This window comes from Novosphingobium sp. BL-S-20 (genome assembly GCF_055521635.1).
This window is the reverse complement of record NZ_CM145494.1, coordinates 1,339,120-1,357,870: the sequence shown is the minus strand read 5'-3', so window position 1 is coordinate 1,357,870 and position 18,751 is coordinate 1,339,120. Positions and strand designations below refer to the sequence as shown.

At 65.5% G+C, this 18,751-nt stretch carries 17 protein-coding genes; 9 read left to right on the top strand and 8 right to left on the bottom strand.

The annotated features are described in order from the left end of the window. Positions 1–66: 66 nt before the first annotated feature. Genes ACZ1II_RS14210 through ACZ1II_RS14200 form a run of 3 tightly spaced genes read right to left on the bottom strand, consistent with a single transcriptional unit; the run spans position 67 to position 1,920 of the window. Complete coding sequence (locus ACZ1II_RS14210; protein ID WP_465147018.1) at positions 67–867, bottom strand: VOC family protein; 801 nt, start codon at positions 865–867, stop codon at positions 67–69. A 2-nt stretch (positions 868–869) separates the two neighbouring features. Next, positions 870–1,244, bottom strand: a complete 375-nt coding sequence (locus tag ACZ1II_RS14205; protein ID WP_465147017.1) for a DUF1428 domain-containing protein — start codon at positions 1,242–1,244, stop codon at positions 870–872. A gap of 10 nt (positions 1,245–1,254) precedes the next feature. After that, a complete protein-coding gene (locus ACZ1II_RS14200) occupies positions 1,255–1,920 on the bottom strand; it encodes a glutathione S-transferase family protein (protein WP_465147016.1) in 666 nt (221 codons plus the stop codon). Between the two features lie 131 nt (positions 1,921–2,051). On the opposite strand from ACZ1II_RS14200, the gene ACZ1II_RS14195 reads away from it, so the two are divergent. After that, entirely contained in the window at positions 2,052–2,744 is a 693-nt protein-coding gene (locus tag ACZ1II_RS14195; protein WP_465147015.1) for a winged helix-turn-helix transcriptional regulator, read from the top strand. Positions 2,745–2,826: 82 nt separating this feature from the next. Here the strand turns inward: ACZ1II_RS14195 and ACZ1II_RS14190 are convergent, their stop codons facing one another. Next, entirely contained in the window at positions 2,827–3,429 is a 603-nt protein-coding gene (locus ACZ1II_RS14190; protein WP_465147014.1) for a DnaJ domain-containing protein, read from the bottom strand. A gap of 39 nt (positions 3,430–3,468) precedes the next feature. On the opposite strand from ACZ1II_RS14190, the gene ACZ1II_RS14185 reads away from it, so the two are divergent. From ACZ1II_RS14185 to thiL, 5 genes are all read left to right on the top strand, one after another. After that, positions 3,469–3,741 (top strand): BolA family protein, encoded by a 273-nt coding sequence (locus ACZ1II_RS14185; protein ID WP_465147013.1) that lies wholly within the window; start codon positions 3,469–3,471, stop codon positions 3,739–3,741. A gap of 60 nt (positions 3,742–3,801) precedes the next feature. Further along, positions 3,802–4,458, top strand: coding sequence for an ATP phosphoribosyltransferase (gene hisG / locus ACZ1II_RS14180; RefSeq protein ID WP_147219730.1), 657 nt, complete (start codon positions 3,802–3,804; stop codon positions 4,456–4,458). Then, on the top strand, positions 4,458–5,747 hold the full coding sequence (hisD, locus tag ACZ1II_RS14175) for a histidinol dehydrogenase (RefSeq protein WP_465147012.1): 1,290 nt from the start codon (positions 4,458–4,460) through the stop codon (positions 5,745–5,747). Before hisG ends, hisD begins: the two co-directional genes overlap by 1 nt. Continuing rightward, on the top strand, positions 5,744–6,199 hold the full coding sequence (gene nusB, locus ACZ1II_RS14170; protein WP_465147011.1) for a transcription antitermination factor NusB: 456 nt from the start codon (positions 5,744–5,746) through the stop codon (positions 6,197–6,199). Before hisD ends, nusB begins: the two co-directional genes overlap by 4 nt. A 79-nt stretch (positions 6,200–6,278) precedes the next feature. Continuing rightward, a complete protein-coding gene (thiL, locus tag ACZ1II_RS14165) occupies positions 6,279–7,238 on the top strand; it encodes a thiamine-phosphate kinase (protein ID WP_465147010.1) in 960 nt (319 codons plus the stop codon). Between the two features lie 135 nt (positions 7,239–7,373). Here thiL and ACZ1II_RS14160 read toward each other — a convergent pair whose 3' ends face one another. Continuing rightward, the gene (locus ACZ1II_RS14160) at positions 7,374–8,057 is read right to left on the bottom strand and encodes an imm11 family protein (protein WP_465147009.1); all 684 of its coding nucleotides are present in this window, start codon (positions 8,055–8,057) and stop codon (positions 7,374–7,376) included. 572 nt (positions 8,058–8,629) lie between these two features. Here ACZ1II_RS14160 and ACZ1II_RS14155 point away from each other — a divergent pair. The 3 genes from ACZ1II_RS14155 (at position 8,630) to ACZ1II_RS14145 (ending at position 12,848) form a co-directional block, all read left to right on the top strand. Beyond that, on the top strand, positions 8,630–10,723 hold the full coding sequence (locus tag ACZ1II_RS14155; protein WP_465147008.1) for a sodium-translocating pyrophosphatase: 2,094 nt from the start codon (positions 8,630–8,632) through the stop codon (positions 10,721–10,723). Between the two features lie 119 nt (positions 10,724–10,842). Continuing rightward, positions 10,843–11,982 (top strand): GNAT family N-acetyltransferase, encoded by a 1,140-nt coding sequence (locus ACZ1II_RS14150; protein ID WP_465147007.1) that lies wholly within the window; start codon positions 10,843–10,845, stop codon positions 11,980–11,982. Between the two features lie 5 nt (positions 11,983–11,987). Next, positions 11,988–12,848 (top strand): transcriptional regulator, encoded by an 861-nt coding sequence (locus ACZ1II_RS14145; RefSeq protein ID WP_465147006.1) that lies wholly within the window; start codon positions 11,988–11,990, stop codon positions 12,846–12,848. Positions 12,849–13,041: 193 nt separating this feature from the next. Here ACZ1II_RS14145 and ACZ1II_RS14140 read toward each other — a convergent pair whose 3' ends face one another. The 3 genes from ACZ1II_RS14140 to uvrC form a co-directional block, all read right to left on the bottom strand. Then, on the bottom strand, positions 13,042–15,735 hold the full coding sequence (locus tag ACZ1II_RS14140; RefSeq protein ID WP_465147005.1) for a M1 family metallopeptidase: 2,694 nt from the start codon (positions 15,733–15,735) through the stop codon (positions 13,042–13,044). A gap of 191 nt (positions 15,736–15,926) precedes the next feature. Further along, complete coding sequence (locus ACZ1II_RS14135) at positions 15,927–16,661, bottom strand: class I SAM-dependent methyltransferase (protein WP_465147004.1); 735 nt, start codon at positions 16,659–16,661, stop codon at positions 15,927–15,929. 120 nt (positions 16,662–16,781) lie between these two features. Then, positions 16,782–18,743, bottom strand: coding sequence for an excinuclease ABC subunit UvrC (gene uvrC / locus ACZ1II_RS14130; RefSeq protein ID WP_465147003.1), 1,962 nt, complete (start codon positions 18,741–18,743; stop codon positions 16,782–16,784). Between the last annotated feature and the right edge of the window lie 8 nt (positions 18,744–18,751).

Sequence of the window (18,751 nt, the reverse complement as noted above, 5' to 3'; positions counted from 1 at the left end):
TGTCCTGTTGCAGAACAATCCTAGAACATTGCTCCGCCGTCAATGGCCCTTTTAGCTCGTCGCGTCTCAGTCGCCTTTCGTGCCGACGAGGCCGAAACCGGCGCCTTGCGGGTCGAGCGCGACGACGATCCAGTCGCCGCCGGGAACCTCGTGCGGCCCCATCAGGACCTGTCCGCCGTTCGACTCGATGGCCGTCTTCGCCGCAGCGATGGAGGGCACGCCGAAGTAGAACATCCAGACCGGCGGCTGGTTCTCGTCCTGGCGCTGCATGATCGCGCCGAGGGTCTGCCCGTGATGGCCGATGAAGCAATAGTCGCCCATCTCGCCCATCGACATCTTCTCGTCGAAGGTGAAGCCGAAGTGCTTGCCGTAGAAGGCCATGGACCCGGCCTGATCGGGGCTGGCCAGCTCGTTCCAGCGGACGTGCTGGTTCTCGGAGACCGAGAAGACATCGCTGAAGGCATCCGGCTGGTCGGCGGGCGGGATCGGGTTCATCAGGTAGATCGGCACGCCCTGGGGGTCCGCGACCATGGCGATGCGGCCGACCGGGATGTCCATCGCGGGCATCTGCACTTTGCCGCCTTCTGCCGTGATCGCCGCCACTTCCGCATCGACGTCCTCGACGTAGAAGTAGGGCAACCAGATCGGCCTTGCGCCGCCTTCTGCCATTTCCGGCGTGATCTCCATCGCGCCGCCCGCCATGCCGCCGTCGTCGCGGACGATCATGCGGTAGTCCATGCCGCCCGCATCTGGATCGGCCTCGCCGGAGATCGTCCAGCCGACGACCTCGCGGTAGAAGGCCGCCGCTCCCGCGATGTCGCTGGTGAGCAGTTCGTACCAGATGAAGCTGCCGACAGGGTTGCCCATGGTCACGCTCCTCCCAGTTCGACGACGGAATCGAAGCCGCCGTAGATCATGCGCTTGCCGTCGAAAGGCGGCGGGTTGCTCGCGGGATCGAAGCGCGGGTCGTTCTTCATGAGTTCCATGAGCAGGCCCATCTGCCGGTCGCGGGTCTCCTTGTCCGGCCATTCGATCCAGCTGAAGCAGACCGTCTCGTCCTCCTTGGCCTCCACCGAGCGGAAGAAGTCGGTCTGCTTGCCGTGCTGGAGGTCGTCGCCCCAGCATTCGACGACGCGGGTGGCGCCGTATTCGAGGAAGTATTCGTCCATCTCGCGCGCGTGGACGATAAACTTGTCCTTGTTGGCGAGCGGCACGGCAAGCACGAAACCATCGACGTAGGGCATTGCGGTTCTCCTAGTTGGCGGGAGAGGCGTAGCTTTCGAGTTGTTCGGCAAGGGCGTGGCGGAAGGCCGGGCGGCTTTCCCCGCGCGCCTTGTAGGCGGCAAGTTTAGGGTAGCCATCGAGAATCTGCGTATGATCGAGGATGCGCAGTACGGTGACCATCGCAATGTCCGCGATCGAGAACTGTCCGGCGAGCCAGTCCTTCTCGCCCAGCGCCGCCTCGGTATTGGCGAGGCGCGATTCCAGCAATCGCAGCGCGCTCGGCCGGGCCTGCGCGGCCCAAGGCTTGCCCGCATGGAAGAAGTCGAGCGCGCCGATCTGGGCAACGAACGGCTCCACGCTGTTCAGTGCCGCGAAAAGCCAGGTGATCGTCTGCCAGCGGGCCTTGGGGTCCTGCGGTAGCAGCCGGGCGTCCTGCTCGCCGAGATAGAGCAGGATGGCGCCGCTTTCGAACAGGCGCTGCTCGCCGTCGTCGAAGGCGGGGACTTGCCCGAAGGGCTGCCATTCCAGGTAGACATCCGGGCGCGGGTGATAGACGTCGAGCTCCTCCACCCGGTAGTCGCGGCCCAGTTCCTCATGCGCCCAGCGCAGGCGCAGATCACGGACCTGGCCGCGCACGGGCGGGGGGACATCGGCATAGGCCGTGAAGACCGGTCGCGCGGTTTCGCTGCGGGGCATCGGCACTCTCCGGGGTTTGAGGTCGCTTAAGGGCGATTCGTTATTGCCGGAGGGTGAGCATTCAGGTTACAAAAAGCAACCATGAAGTTGAAAAGAGAAACCGCATCGTGGCGAAACGGACACCGCCTGCGATGAACGAGATGAATCCCACGCCGGACGGCGCGTCCCATGGCCGCTGGTATCGCGACGCCTGCGGTGCGGCCTTCGCCATGGAACTGGTGGGCGAGCGCTGGACCTTGCCGATCGTGCGCGAGATGATGCTCGGCCCGCGCCGCTTCAACGGCCTTCGCGCCGCCCTGCCGGGGCTCAGCGCCAAAGTGCTGACCGAGCGGCTGGGGAGCCTCGAAGCCAGCGGCATCGTCCGCCGTGTAACCCTGCCACCGCCCGCGTCGATACAGGCCTATGCCTTGACGGAATGGGGACTCGGCCTGGAGCCGGTAATGCAGGAACTCGGCCGCTGGGCGGTGCGCTCGCCGGGCCACGATCCGATGCTGCCGCTGACGCCGGTGGCCTTCATGCTCTCGCTGCGGACGATGCTGGTGCCCAAGCGGATCAGCGATCTTGCGCTGCGCGTTCTTTTCGAGGTGGGCACGGCGCGGTTCGTCGGCACGCTCGGGCATGATGAACTGCGGATCGAGCCTGTCGGAACGGATCTCACCGCCACCGACCTGCGTTTCTCGGCGGAAACGGCGACGGACTTCCTGCCGGTATTCTACGGCAAGCGTTCGGTGGCGGAGGCGGGCGGCAAGCTCTCGGTTGAGGGAGATGCAATGCTGGCCGAGCGCTTCATCGGCCTCTTTTCCTTGCCTGCGAAACTGGGGTGAGGAGCAGGCTTGTTCCCGCGGAGGCATGGATGACGGGGGCGCGGGGGGGCGATCGATCACACCAGCCAAGCCGATGCGCTTTCTATGCCAAGGCAGGTGACTTCCGCAGCAGCTGATAAGCCTCCACCACACCTTGCAGACGCGAGGCGCGGCTGTGGTCGCCGCCGTTGTGGTCGGGATGATACTGGCGAAGCAGCCGGGTGTAGCGCAGCCGCAGGGTCTTGCTGTCGATATCGCCGTCCAGCCCCAGCACGCCGAGCGCGCGTCGCTCCTCGGGGTTGAAGCGGGCATTCTCCGGCTTCATCTCGGACTTCATCTCGGCTTGGCGCTGGCGCATGTGCGCCTTGGCGCGGCCGCTGATGGCCTCCAGCGGATCGGCGAAATCGGCCCAGCGCGGGGTGCCGTCCACGCCTGCATCGGGGCGGAACGCGCGGCTCTGCGCTTCCCAGCCGTGCAGCGGGGACTGCGCGCGGAAGATTTCCTCCGCGCTCATGCCGTCGAAATAGTCGTATCCCGCATTGAACTCGCGAATATGGTCGAGGCAGAACCAGCGGTAGTCGCCCGGACCGTCGAAACCGGGCAGCCGCGCGCCCGGCGCGCGGAACTCGCCCGCCTCTTCGCACCCCGGCCAGCTGCACGCGCGACCACCGGATTCGACCCTGCCATGAAATCTAGAATGTCTCACCGGCTTCCAGATGGGGGATCGAGCGCCTAAATGGAAGTCATGACCGGACCGATCGCACAGGAAATGCGGCAGCTTCTAGAAGCCGCCCTCGCCCCCACCCACCTTGATGTCGTCAACGATTCCGCCAGTCACGCGGGCCATATGGGCGACGACGGCACCGGCGAATCGCACTTCACCATCGAAATCGAAAGCCCCGCCTTCGCGGGCGTTTCGCGCCTCCAGCGCCAGCGCCTCGTCAATGCCGCGCTCGGCGACATTCCCGGCCAGCGCGTCCACGCCATCGCCATCAAGGCCCGCGCGCCCGGAGAGTGACCGAGACCGGGATTCTTATCCCGGTTGCCCTTTCCGCAATGCCAGCCTAATGCGCGCACCATGCCGACAACTCTGACATTCGCCGTGCCCAAGGGCCGAATCCTCGACGAAGCGCTGCCGCTGATGGCGCGTGCAGGCGTGGTGCCCGAGGCGGAGTTCCACGACAAGAAGTCCCGCGCACTCTCTTTTGCGTGCGAGAACAGCGACATGCGCCTGATCCGCGTGCGCGCTTTCGACGTGGCGACTTTCGTGGCGCATGGCGCAGCGCAAGTGGGCATCGTCGGTTCGGACGTGGTGGAAGAGTTCGCCTATCCCGACCTCTACGCCCCGGTCGACCTCGATATCGGCCACTGCCGCCTGTCGGTCGCCGAGCGTGAAGGCGAAGTGGGCGGCGCCCTGCCCTCGCACTTGCGGGTCGCCAGCAAGTATCCGAACCTCACACGCAAGCACTACGAGAAGCTGGGCGTGCAGGCCGAAGTCGTGAAGCTGAACGGCGCGATGGAACTGGCGCCTTCGCTGGGCCTGTCGAGCCGCATCGTCGATCTCGTCTCCACGGGGCGCACTCTCAAGGAGAACGGCCTCGTCGAAACGAGCCGCATTCTCGACATTTCCGCGCGCCTGATCGTCAACCGCGCTGCCCTCAAGACCGACGACCGTGTCGCCGCGCTGGTCGATGCCTTCCGCGCGCTGGTGGCCGAACGGAAGGCCGCCGCCTAATGCAGCGCCTTTCCAGCAAGGACGCCGGGTTCGCCGAGGCCTTCCAGCGCGTCGTCGCCGACCGCCGCGAGAGCGCGACGGACGTGGCCCGCGACGTGGCCGATATCCTCGCTGCCGTGCGCGAGCGGGGCGACGCGGCGCTGGCCGACTACACCGCCCGCTTCGACGGCCACGATCTCGACCAGACCGGCTGGCGCATCGACGCCGAGACCTGCCGCGCCGCTTTCGAGGCGCTATCGCCTGAATTGCGCAGCGCCCTCGAACTCGCAGCGGAGCGCATCCGCGCGTATCACGCAGCTCAGCTGCCCGAAAACCGCGACTACACCGATGCCGCCGGGGTGCGTCTCGGCGCCGTGTGGCGCGCGGTCGATGCCGCCGGGCTTTATGTGCCGGGCGGCCGCGCGGCCTATCCCTCCTCGATGCTGATGAACGCGATCCCCGCCAAAGTCGCGGGCGTGGAGCGTCTCGTCGTCGTCACACCGACTCCCAAGGGCGAAGTCAATGCGCTCGTCCTCGCCGCCGCGCATCTTGCCGGTGTCGATGAAGTCTGGCGCGTGGGCGGTGCCCATGCCGTGGGCGCGCTGGCCTACGGCACGGGCAAGATCGCGCCCGTCGACGTGATCACCGGCCCCGGCAATGCCTGGGTGGCCGAAGCCAAGCGTCAACTCTACGGCGTCGTCGGCATCGACATGGTGGCCGGTCCCAGCGAAATCCTCGTGATCGCCGACGCCAAGAACGACCCGCGCCGCATCGCCGCCGACCTCCTCAGCCAGGCCGAGCACGACCCCACCTCGCAGTCGATTCTCATCACCGACGATGCCGCCTATGCGGACGCCGTTGCCGAAGCGGTGGAGATCGAACTCTCCGCCCTCGCCACCGAGGCGACCGCGCGCCAGTCGTGGAACGACTACGGCGTGATCGTCGTCGTCGACAGCTTCGACGAGGCTCCGGCGCTGGCCGATGCCCTCGCCGCTGAGCACGTTGAGATCGCCACCGACGATCCCGAAATCCTGTTCCGCCAGATCCGCCACGCCGGATCGGTGTTCCTGGGCCGCATGACCCCCGAAGCGGTCGGCGATTACGTCGCCGGACCCAACCACGTGCTGCCCACAGGGCGCCGCGCGCGGTTCGCCTCGGGGCTTTCCGTTCTCGATTTCATGAAGCGCACCAGCTTCATCCAGCTCGACCAGGCGGCGCTTGAGGCCATTGGCCCCGCCGCCGTTGCCCTTGCCGATGCCGAAGGGCTTCCCGCGCACGCGCGCTCCATTTCCGTGAGACTTTCCCGATGAGCAATTCCAAGCCCAATTCCAAGCAGGCCCGCTCCGCCGCGCGCCTCGCCGCCGTCCAGGCCCTCTATCAGTTCGAGATGGAAGGCACCGCGCAGGCCATCCTGCTCGACGAATTCCACCGCCACCGGCTCGGCGCGGAAATCGACGAGGACCAGTACGCCAAGGCCGAAGTCGCCTTCTTCGACGACGTGGTGAAGGGCGTGATCGCCCGCCGCGACGAGATCGACGAACTGCTCTCCGCCAAGCTGGCCGACGGCTGGTCGCTGGCCCGTCTCGACAAGACCATGCTGCAGATCCTGCGCGCCGGTGTCTACGAACTGCTCGCCCGCGCCGACGTGCCGACCGGCGCGGCGATCGGTGAGTATCTCGACGTCGCCCACGCCTTCTTCGACGCGCGCGAGGCGAAGTTCGTCAACGGCGTGCTCGATGCCGTGGCCAAGGACGTCCGCTGAATTGCTGCACTTGTTGTGCGCGGCATGACCGTGCACACATGATCTCGACAATGGGCCCTGCGGGGCCCATTGTCATGTCATGACCCGCGAATTCGCCTTCATCGACGCCTTGCGCGCCATTGCCGTAAGCCCCGCCGCACGGGGCCTTGCGGACGATGCCGCCGTGCTCGAACTCGGCGGCGAAAAGCTGGTGCTGACGATGGACACGCTCGTCGAAGGCGTCCACTTCCTGCCCGACGACCCGGCCGAGGACGTCGCGTGGAAACTCGTCGCCGTGAATGCCTCGGACCTTGCCGCCAAGGGCGCCGAGCCGCTCGGCTGCCTCAAGTCGCACGCGCTCGGCGATGATGAGTGGGACCGCACCTTCCTCGCCGGAATGGAGCTGGCCTGCCGCCATTTCCACCTGCCGCTGCTCGGCGGCGATACCGTCCGCATGCCGCAAGGCTCGGCGCGCAGCTTCTCGCTGACGGCCCTTGGCCGCGGCCCCGAGGACTGCCCAGTCCCCTCGCGCAGCGGCGCGCAAAACGGCGATCTCGTCTGGGTGAGCGGCACGCTCGGTGATTCCGGCCTCGGCCTCGAACTGCTCACATCGGGCAGCAAGGTGCAGACCCCGGAAGCCGCCTGGCTGGCCGACCGCTACCGCCGCCCGATGCCCGAACCGGCACTTGGCGTTGCATTGGCCCCGCTGACGACGGCGATGATGGACGTGTCCGACGGCCTGCTGGTCGATGCCCGGCGCATGGCCGAGGCCAGCGGAGTCTCGATCGTCATTGACGCCGAGGATGTTCCGCTTTCCCGCGCCTTCGTCGCCACCCTCGGCGACGATCTCGACAAGCGCATTTCGGCGATGACGGCAGGAGACGACTATGTCCTGTTGTTCACCGCCCCGCCCGTGAACAGCGCCTACGTCCGCGCCGCCGCCAAGGCACTCGGGACCAGCGTCCATGCCATCGGCACGGTAACTGACGGCAGCGGCATCGCGCTGGAATGGAACGGCGCGCCGGTCCCGCTGCCGGAGAGGCTGGGGTATCAGCACTAAGGGTGCCGTGTGCTGGGCGCCGTCATAAAGCCGATTGCGCCCCAAGTCGGTCATTCAACTCATTGGGAATGAACGGCGGCTTTCAAGCCGTCCCAGCTTCGAGCGCTACGGCATCAATGTCGGGATAGGTGACTCTTATAATCTATGCACCTGACGTGATTGCCCGCCGATCGTTGTTGTATATAGCCCCTTGATGCAGGATTTTATAGCCGCTTCAATGAGTTCGCGAGACCAAAACCATCCACGAATGTCAATGTCGGAAAACGTATGGAGATTTTTCACAACTTCAGATCGAAACACGACGGTCTCCGGGAAATCCACGCTACGAATCCAGTGACCAGAGTAGTTCTTGTCGACTATTCGTACATTTGTGCGCATCGGATCCACTGCTTCTATGTTGCGCGCTGGCATCACGGCGTGAAACGGGATGGCGTTATCCTGAGTTTCAATCGTCATCGGAAGACAGTCGAGCGATCCTGGGTCCAAAGTTTCGATTAAATTCACTAAACGGTCGGAAAGGAACCAGACATGGCCTGCGGTGGAGTAAAAGTCTGTGAGGTGTTCTGAAGCACCTGCAAACGTCACAAATGGCGACGGAAGCGTTGAAAGCGATATTCGCTGCATGGTTCGAGCACCTGTCCATGGAGACTGTTCCATCGACGGCTGGTTTTGCCAATCAGGCCAGAGGATATAATCCCGGTTGCCGTGAACCTTGAAAAATCGCTCCTCGATAGCCCCGGTGATGGGGGCGCGAAAAATCCGGTCTTCGCCGGTTGGCACTTGCGTTAGCAATGTCCCGATGGAGATGGCTGCAGTCATGACTCTTCACAAGAGATAGAGAGAAACTCCAAAGCTTTGCCGCGACTAACATCGAAAATCGGCATCATAGCGTCGGCATTGCAGCCGATGGTCAAGCAGAGACGAAGCGTTGCACGAATGAATATCATTGTTGAATGCTACGGGCGTGTCGGATTGATATCAACGTCTGCTTTGTCGGCGTGTCCGGAAGGGCGGCTTTTGAACCGAAACTTCGGATTGCAGACCTTCGCTCACGATTGCGACAATGATCGCCATCCACCCAAAGCTGACCGCTCAGCCTGAGCCTGTCGAAGGCCTCGAGGCTTGGCGCTGCGGTCCGGTTGCCTGATGCTCTGGCGTTGCGGGCGGGCTTCGACAAGCTCAGCCTGAGCGGGATGAGGTTGAGGCCCGGCGGAAGTTAATCCGCAATCAACCCAATGCCGTCACCAAACTGCCCACCACCCACGCTCTTCCCATTCCGAGAAAATCGCCCGCAAACGAAGTCGCTTGCCAGTAATCGTGCTTGTCTATAGCCCTTTACCTTCAGAACGGGAGAACCCGTCGGTACATCGTTGGGAAAAAGGGGGCGTTTTGTGAATCCAGTCACGATCGCAATTGTCCTGGGGCTTCTGGCCATTCTCTATGGCTTCGTCACCAGCCGCCAGGTGCTCGGCTCGCCAGCCGGCAACGAAAAGATGCAGGAAATCGCCGCGGCCATTCAGGAAGGCGCGCAGGCTTACCTCAAGCGCCAGTATTCGACGATCGCCATAGTCGGCATCGTCGTCGCGCTCATCATCGTCGTCACGCTGGGGACGGTCTCGGCCATCGGCTTCGTCATCGGCGCGATCCTGTCGGGCGTCGCCGGGTTCATCGGCATGAACATCTCGGTCCGCTCGAACGTGCGCACCGCCGCCGCCGCGCAGACCGGGTTGCAGCCGGGCCTGACGCTGGCCTTCCGCGCGGGCGCCATCACCGGCATGCTCGTCGCCGGGCTGGCGCTGCTCGCGATCGCGGTGTTCTACTGGTATCTGACCGGCCCCGGCGGGCATGACGTCGGCGGAGAGGACCGCACCGTGGTCCAGGGCCTCACCGCCCTCGCCTTCGGCGCCTCGCTGATCTCGATCTTCGCGCGCCTCGGCGGCGGCATCTTCACCAAGGCGGCCGACGTCGGCGCCGACCTCGTGGGCAAAGTCGAGGCGGGCATTCCCGAGGACGACCCGCGCAACCCCGCCGTCATCGCCGACAACGTGGGAGACAACGTGGGCGACTGCGCCGGCATGGCCGCCGACCTGTTCGAGACTTACGTCGTCACCGTCGGCGCCACGATGGTGCTGACCGCCCTCCTGATGAAGGGCATCGACAACTTCTCCGGCCTGATGGCGCTGCCGCTGCTGATCGGCGGCGTCTGCATCGTCACCTCGATCGTCGGCACCTATTTCGTGCGGCTCGGCGGTTCGCAGAACATCATGGGGGCCATGTACAAGGGCTTCCTCGTCACGGCGGTCCTCTCGGTCCCGGCGATCTGGTGGGCGATCGACTATGCCCTCGGCGGCATCAACGCGGCGATCGGCGAGACCGGCTTCACCGGCCGCACGCTGTTCTACTGCGCGCTGCTCGGCCTCGTCATCACCGGCCTCATCATCTGGACCACCGAATACTACACCGGCACCGGCTACCGCCCGGTACGCTCGATCGCCAAGGCCTCGGAGACCGGCCACGGCACCAATGTGATCCAGGGCCTCGCGATCAGCCTCGAAGCCACGGCGCTGCCGACGCTGGTGATCGTGGCGGGCATCATCATCGCCTACCAGCTCGCCGGGCTGCTCGGGATCGCCTATGCGGCCACCGCGATGCTGGCGCTAGCGGGCATGGTCGTCGCGCTCGACGCTTACGGTCCCGTCACCGACAATGCCGGGGGGATCGCCGAAATGGCGGGCCTCGACGACGCGGTGCGCGAGAAGACCGACGCGCTCGACGCCGTGGGCAATACCACCAAGGCCGTGACCAAGGGCTATGCGATCGGCTCGGCGGGCCTTGCCGCGCTGGTGCTCTTCGCCGCTTATACGACCGACCTTCGTGAGTTCTTCCCCGGACTCTCGGTCGATTTCAGCCTGGAGAACCCTTACGTCATCGTCGGCCTGCTGCTCGGCGCGCTGCTGCCCTACCTGTTCGGGGCCATGGGCATGACCGCCGTGGGCCGCGCGGCGGGCGACGTGGTCAAGGACGTGCGCGAGCAGTTCAAGGCCAATCCCGGCATTATGACCTACGAGTCCAAGCCCGACTACGCGCGGACCGTGGACCTCGTGACCAAGGCCGCGATCAAGGAGATGATCGTTCCCTCGCTGCTGCCGGTGCTGGCGCCGATCGTGGTCTACTTCGCGATCTCCGCCGTCGCGGGCACGGAAAATGGCTTCGCGGCGCTGGGCGCGCTGCTGCTCGGCGTGATCGTCGGCGGGCTGTTCGTGGCGCTTTCGATGACCTCGGGCGGCGGCGCCTGGGACAATGCCAAGAAGTACATCGAGGACGGCCACCACGGCGGCAAGGGTTCGGAAGCTCACAAGGCCGCCGTTACCGGCGACACCGTGGGCGATCCCTACAAGGATACCGCCGGGCCTGCGGTGAACCCGATGATCAAGATCACCAATATCGTCGCCCTGCTGCTGCTGGCGGCACTGGCGGCGGGTTGAGCGGACCTGATCGAAAGAAGGCCCCGACGGAGCGATCCGCCGGGGCTTTTACATGCCCGCGTTAGCACTTCCTTGAGAGCGATGCGCTAGACCGCCCCCGAGGATAAGCAGGCGAGACCATGTTCGACCCAGAGGCCCATTCGGTTCGCGAAGAGACCGCCTCGGCGGCCCCTTCGCTGCGCTGCGTGCCCTGGCGGACGCTGGAAGACGAGATTCCGGCCTGGGATCGCCTCGCCCTCGAAGCCAGCGAACCCAATCCCTTTTTCGAAAGCTGGTATCTCCTCCCCTCGCTGCGCCACCTGCCGCAGACCGAAGCCGTCACGATCCTGCGCTTCGAAATGGGCGGACGGCTTGCCGGACTGCTGCCGGTCCTGCGCAGCCCGCGCTACTATCGCTGGCCGGTGCCGAACCTCGCAAGCTGGCTCCACGACAACTGCTTCTGCGGCGCTCCACTGGTCCGGCGCGGCGCGGAAATCGCATTCTGGCGCGCGGTGCTAGACTGGGCGGACCAGACGGCAGGCCGGGCGCTGTTCCTGCACTTGCGCGGCCTGCCGCTCGAAGGCCCGCTTCATGCCGCGCTTGCAGAGGTCCTGACCGACCAGCATCGGCACTCTGAAGTCGTCTCGCGCGAGGACCGCGCCCTGCTCGCCTCGCAACTCGCGCCGGATGCTTATCTGGAAACCTCGCTTTCCGGTAAGAAGCGCAAGGAACTGCGTCGTCAGGCCAGCCGGCTTGCCGAACTCGGAACGCTCGCAGTCGAGCGGCGCACAGACGCAGACGATGTGGCCGCATGGTGCGACGCCTTCCTCGCGCTCGAAGCCTCGGGCTGGAAAGGCAAGGCCGGTTCCGCACTGGCGAACCAAGCCGCCACCAACAGCCTCTTCCGCGACAGCCTGCACGGCGCCGCCGAGCGCGGCCGCCTCGAACGCCTCGCCCTCACGCTGGACGGCCGCCCCATCGCCATGCTCGCCAGCTTCCTTACCCCGCCGGGCGCCTATTCCTTCAAGACCGCCTTCGACGAGGACTATTCCCGCTTCTCCCCCGGCGTCCTGCTCCAGCGCGAAAACCTGCGCATTCTCGAACGCGCGGACATCGACTGGACCGACAGTTGCGCCGCCGCCGACCACCCGATGATCGACCACCTCTGGCGCGAACGCCGCACCATGGCGCGCCTCTCCATCGCCATCGGCAGCCCGATCCGCCGCCGCCTGTTCCGCCACTTCGTCCGCGCCGAGATCGCGCGCAGCCCCGCAGGATAACGCCCGTGAACCTGTTCTCGAAAACGGCCAGCACCGCCGTCTTCCCCGAGGAAACCCGCGCCCGCTTCGCCGCGAACTACCCCGAAGTGCCGCACAAGCTGCCCCACGCCCTCGGCGATCACCCCCTGATGACGCTGGAAGCGCTGGCCACCCTCGCGGAATCGCTGCCCGCAGCCTCGGTCGAGTACAACTTCGGCAACCAGCCCCTCGGCGTCGACGGCAAGCCAGCGCCGACCGGCATTCCCATCTGCCGCACCATCCGCGAGATCGAGACGACCAACTCCTGGGCCGTCATCAAGAACATCGAACAGCACCCGGACTACGCCCGCCTGCTCGAAGAACTCCTGGCCGAACTGCGCCCCGCCATCGAAGCGAAGACCGGCCGGATGATGAAGCTACAGGCCTTCGCCTTCGTCACATCCGCAGGCGGCGTCACCCCCTACCACTTCGATCCCGAGCACAATATCCTGCTGCAACTGCGCGGCACCAAGGTCATGACCCAGTTCCCCGCCGGCGATCCCCGCTTCGCGCCGGACCAGGTGCACGAAACCTACCACACCGGCGGCGGCCGCGAACTCAAATGGCGCGACGACCTGCTCCCCGGCGGCACCGAATTCGCGCTCTCGCCGGGAGAAGCCGTCTACGTGCCGGTCATGGCGCCGCACTTCGTGCGCAACGGCACCGCGCCCTCGGTCTCGCTGTCGATCACCTGGCGCTCGGAATGGAGCTTCGCCGAAGCGGACGCGCGGGCGTTCAACGGATGGCTGCGGGGGCTTGGACTGACGCCGCGCCGGACAGGACGGTGGCCTGCGCGGAACCAGGGCAAGGCTATGGCCTGGCGGGTGCTTCGCAGGTTCAGAAAGTAAGGGAGAAGCAGGGGGTCAACACCCCCTGCACCCCCAATACCGTTTAGGTCACGCGGACCAAATCCGTTGTGCGCTCATGGCTGCGTCGGGAGACTTATTGGCTGCGCCGCAGGGAGCGCACACCGGATAGGTAGCGCACGACGACGACATTCCGAGGGTCCGGGGGATCATCCCCCGGAATCTACCCTCTTTTTTACTTCGCCTTCTTAACCCAAGCCGCAACCTCAACCCGCTGCCGAGGACGATTGGCCAGACGCTCCTTCAGCCCGGTCAGAGCCTGCACCACCGGCTTCGCCTCGTCGGCCGGAAGCGTCGCGGCATAGGCCTCGATCTTGCCGACCATCTCCGGATTCGTGCTCGACGCAACGATGCGTGCGAAGAAGCGCGCGCGGCCCGAGTGTTCGATCAGCCCGTCGATCGCCGCCTGATGCTCGCGGACGAAATCAAAGGTCATTTCCGGGTGCGCGCGGCCGACCGTAGCGATGATCTGCGAGGCGCTGGTCGCGTCCGGTGTGCCCGAAATCGCGAGTGCGAGGGCATCCTTGGCGATCGCCTCGTCGCGCGCCATGCCGAGGTCTGTGTAGTAGAGCTGGCGTTCGACGAAGCTGCCCGCCTTGGCGGCCTGCTGGCGCAGCAGGTCCCAGTCGGCGCGGGTGGCGTTGGTGGCGGCGACGCCGAGCCAGGTCGCCTTGAGCGGGCCGTCGAGCGACTTGGGATCGGCGGCGAGGCCCTGGAGACGGCGGCGCGCTTCGGCCACGACACGCTTGTCACCGATGGAGCCAAGCGTGTCGATCAGCTGCGCGCGCAGCTTGGTGTCGGTCAGCGGTTCACCCGCGACCGGATCGAAGCCGAGCGTGTCGAGGCGCGGCGCCCAGGTCTTCGAGATGCGCGCGGCGAGCTTGTCCTTGACCTTGGCGTCGTCGAGCAGGCCATAGACGCCTTCCCACTGGCCGACGACCTTGCCCGCCAGCGTCGCGTCGGTCGTACCGGGGACCGAGGAGAGCAAGCGCAGGCCCGCCGACATGTCCTGATAACCGGCCAGCGACAGCGAGAGATTGTCGCGCAGCAGACCATACTGGTCGATCGGCGCCAGCGAGCCGAACGTCGCGATCAGCGCATCGAGCGCCTTGCCGTCGTAGAGCGTGCGGTAGTAGCCAAGCTGGCCTGCGTTCACGAGCACGGCATCGCAGCTGTCGACGGTCAGGCTCTCGGTCCGGCCGGTCATCAGGTGGCGCATGGGTTCGCCGTTGCCGGCACGGATCAGCAGCGGCATCGGCCAGGTCGGCTTCTCGCCGCCCCGCGTCGAAGGATCGAGCGAGAAGGCGTCCTGCGTCAGGTCGAGGCGGGTCTTGCCGCCCGCGCAGGCCGAGACGTTCACACGCAGCAGCGGCACGCCCGGCGTATGGGTGAAGGCCTCGGCGATGAGGTCCACATCCTTGCCGCCCGCCGATTCCATCGCCGCCCAGAGGTCGCGGCTGCTGGTGTTGGAATAGGCGTGGTTGCGCATGTAGGTCTGCATGCCCGCGCGCCAGGTATCGGCGCTCACGTAGTCCTCCAGCATCGAGATGACCGCCTGCCCCTTCTGGTAGGTGATCGAATCGAAGGCCTGCTCCATCTCGGAAACGGTGCGGACCTTCTGCACCACCGGGTGCGTGGTCGGCAGCGCGTCGAGCGCCATGGCGCCTTCGCGGCCGTCGATGCCGTTCAGCTTCCAGTTCCAGTCCGGGTTGAAGTGATCGGTGACCTTGTCGGCCATCCAGCTGGCGAAGCCTTCGTTCAGCCAGATGTCGTCCCACCAGGCCATCGTCACCAGATCGCCGAACCACTGGTGCGCGGTTTCGTGCGCCTGGACGCTGTAGATGCTCTGCTTGCCGGAGGGGCTGGTCACGGCGGGATCGAGCAACAGGATGCGCTCGAAAGTCATGATCGCACCCCAGTTCTCCATCGCACCGAAGAACTGCGACGAGCCGGGGGCCGCGATGTTGTCGAGCTTGGGCAGCGGGAACTTCACGCCGAAGTAGTCGTCGTACCAGGGCAGGATCTGGGCGAGACCGTCGCGGGCATAGTCCGCCTTCGCGCCGCTGCCGGTGGGCGAGACAATGCCCACTTCCACGCCGTCCGCCGCCTTCATGGCGCTGCGCTCGAAGTCGCCCATGCCGAAGAACAGCAGGTAGGAGCTCATCTTCGGGGTGGTGCCGAAGGTCACGCGCTTGAGGCCACCGGGGAGCACTTCCTGCCCTTTTACCGGCATGTTGCTCACGGCCATGCGGTCGGCGGGGACGACGGCGGTGAGGTCGAAGGTCGCCTTGTAGCTGGGTTCGTCGAAGCTGGGGACGAAGCGGCGGGCGTCGGGCGCCTCGAACTGGGTGAAGATGCCGCGCACCTCCTTGCCGGTGCGACGGTCAGGATAGTCGAGCGCGAAGAGGCCCGAGGGCTGCGTGCCGATCTTGCCCGCATAAGTCACGTCGAGGCGGTACTTGCCCAGAGCGATGGCCTTTCCGGCGGCGAAGCGCAGGGTCTGGGTCTTTTCGTCGGCACTGGTCTGGAGCGCAATTTGCGTGCCGTTCTCGGCGACCAGCTTCGCGGCGGAGACGGTGAGACCGTTGCCGTTCAGAGTCAGCGAATCGCTGGCGGTGAAGACGGTGAGGTCGATCGAGACCTGGCCGGTGAACGTCAGCTTCTCGGCATCGGGGGTGACTTCGATGCGATAGTGCGTCGGGCGGGCGTTGCGCGGCAGGTCGCTCGGCACGCTCTCGGCCAGCGGCACCGGCGCACCCAAGGCGGCAGGCGGCACGGATGCGGCAAAGGCTTGCGAGGAGAAGGCCGCGGAAACGGCAAAGGCAATCACGGCACCGGCCGTGGTGAGGTTACGCAGGGTAAAACGCATGGTCAGGAAGGCTCCGAAAGACCGATCAGCGAAATAGGCAGAACGGGGGCTTTCGCGCGGTGATGCGCGCGCTGGATGTGCGCGTAGTAGCCTGAAGCGCTCGGGACCACCACCCGCCGTAAATGCTGTTCGTCGAGCAGAGTCGGTCGTTCGTATCGAACCCGGGACCGCTGCGGACGCTTGCTGTCCCGTCAGCCTCGTCGCGCCAGAATCATCGCGGTATCTGTTCCGCCATGGTCCTCGAAACGTACCAGCATGTCGGCAAAGCCGCATTCGTGGAACCGGCGCAGCACAACATCCAGCGAATATTCATTCATCTGCATCGCTGGCGCATCGACCGCCTTGCCGCGCAGCAGGTTCATCAGCGCTTGCCCGCCGGGTACGCGGTGGCGCAGTCGATAAAGCAATTCATGCCGCCAGCCGTGCCGACGCCGGATCGAAAACTGGATCAGGCAGCCACCGCCTGGGCCGACACTGTCAAGCAACCGGTCCAGCACCCTCAGCCCACGCTTGACCGGAATGTGCTGCAACACGATGAAACTGTTCACGAAATCGAACTGCCCCTCCGCGCGGGACAGGGCATCATCCGACAACAGGTAGTCGATCCGGCGGCCGACACTGTTGCGGCGCGCCTCCTCCAACATGGCCGGGGAGATATCGAGGCCGACTACCGATTCGAAATGGTCCGTCAACGGAAGCGTCAACCGTCCAACCCCGCAGCCGAAATCGAGCGCCCGCCCGCGCGGTAAAGCACCAAAGTGCGCCTCTATCTGTGCAAGCCAGTGCCGAATGAAGAGTTCACCGCTTTCGAAGAAAGTTTTGCGATTATCCTCTATGCTACCACCGCGGAAGCGCGGATCGGTAAGAACTGCGTAATAGGGGTCCCGTTCACCCCAAAGTCGCCAATTGCTATCACTGTCAGCCATACAACTGCCCTAGCCGCGATTCAGGCAATTGGCAAAACTGCGTTTCCACTTTTCATAATTTAATCTGAAACTTACGGACCACCCGGGCCGAACATGCAGAATCTTGCGAAAGCGGGAATTTCAGCCGTTCGGATGGTAGAAGTCGTAGATCGTCTGTGCCACCGCCGCGCTGACGCCGGGCGCCCGCTGGAGGTCCGCCAGACTCGCCGCGCGCACTTTGCCCGCCGTGCCGAAGTGCAGCAGCAGCGCGCGCTTGCGGGCCGGACCGATGCCGGGAATCTCGTCGAGCGGACTGGCGGTGATCGCCCGGCTGCGCTTGGCCCGGTGAGCGCCGATGACGAAACGGTGCACTTCGTCACGCAACCGCTGGAGGTGGAACAGCAGCGGCGAGTTCACCGGCAGCATCTTCTCGCGCCCATCGGGGAAGTGGAACACTTCGCGCCCCTCGCGTCCGTGGTTCGGCCCCTTGGCGATGGCGATGAGGTTCACGTCCTCGATGCCGAGTTCTTCCAGCGCGTCCTTCACCGCGCTCATCTGGCCCTTGCCGCCGTCGATCAGCACGAGGTCGGGCCAGGTGCCGCTCTCGCGTTCGGGGTCTTCCTCCTGCACCCGCCCGAAGCGGCGCGTCATGACTTCGCGCATCATCGCGAAGTCGTCGTTCGACTGCGCCTCGCGGATGTTGAACTTGCGGTACTGGCTGGTGAGGAAGCCCTCCAGCCCCGCCACCACCATCGCGCCGACCGCCTTGCTGCCCTGGATATGCGAGTTGTCGTAGACTTCCACCCGCTGCGGCAGGTCGGGCAGTTCGAGGAATTCCGCCATCTCGCGCCAGATCTTCGCCCGCGAGCCGCGCTCGGCCATGCGGCGGTCGAGCGCCTCCACGGCATTGCGCACGGCCTGATCCATCAGGCGGCGACGGCTGCCGCGCTGGGGCACCGAAATCTCGACTTTGCCGCCCGCCAGCTCGCGGAAAGCCTCGGCCATGAGTTCGGCCTCGGGCAATTCGCGGTCGACCAGAATCGTCCGCGAAGGCGGCACTTCCTCGTAAAACTGGGCGAGGAAACTCTGGAACACCTCCTCTTCCGAAAGCCCTTCGGTATGCGTCGGGAAAAAGGCGCGGTGGCCCCAGTTCTGGCCGCCGCGAATGAAGAAGGCCTGCACGCCGATCTGGCCGTTCTTACAGGCCATGGCGAAGATGTCGGCGCTGTCCATGCCCTCGGCGTTGATCGCCTGACTGCCCTGAATGAAGGTCGCCGCACGCAGACGGTCGCGCAGCATGGCCGCGCGCTCGAAGTCGAGCGCTTCGGCGGCTTCGGCCATCTGGCTCTCGATCTTCTTCTGCACCGCGCTGGACTTGCCGCCGAGGAAGTCCTTGGCCTCCTTCACCAGTTCACCGTATCCCGCCTCGTCGATCCGCCCGACGCAAGGCGCTGAGCAGCGCTTGATCTGGTAAAGCAGACAGGGCCGGTCGCGCCTCGCGAAGAAGCTGTCGGTGCAGGAGCGCAGCAGGAACAGTTTCTGGAGCGCGTTGATCGTGGTGTTCACCGAACCGGCGCTGGCGAAGGGGCCGTAATAGTTGCCCTTCATCTTGCGCGCGCCGCGATGCTTCATGATGCGCGGGAACTCGTGCTCAGCGCGCAGCAGGATGAAGGGGAACGATTTGTCGTCGCGCAGCAGCACGTTGTAGGCGGGACGGAAGCGCTTGATGAGCTGCGCTTCCAGCAGCAGTGCCTCTGCCTCGGAATTGGTGGTGACGATGGTCATGCTGCGCGTCTGGCTGACCATGCGTTGCAGGCGGATCGGCAGGCGTTCCCACTGCGTGTAGTTGGTCACGCGGTTGCGCAGCACGCGGGCCTTGCCGACATAGAGCACGTCGCCGCGCGCGTCCTGCATGCGGTAGACGCCGGGCTTGGCGGGCAAAGTGCGCACCACTTCGCGGATCGCCTCGACCCCGGTCTGGAGATCGGGCTGGTCGGAGCCGCGCAGCGCGAAAGTCGCCCGCTCCTCGTTGAAGCGTTCGGTGCCCTGGGGGTGTTCGGGAGTTCCGGCAGGTGTTCGCGCCATGAGCGCCAGATAGGACATCGCGGCCG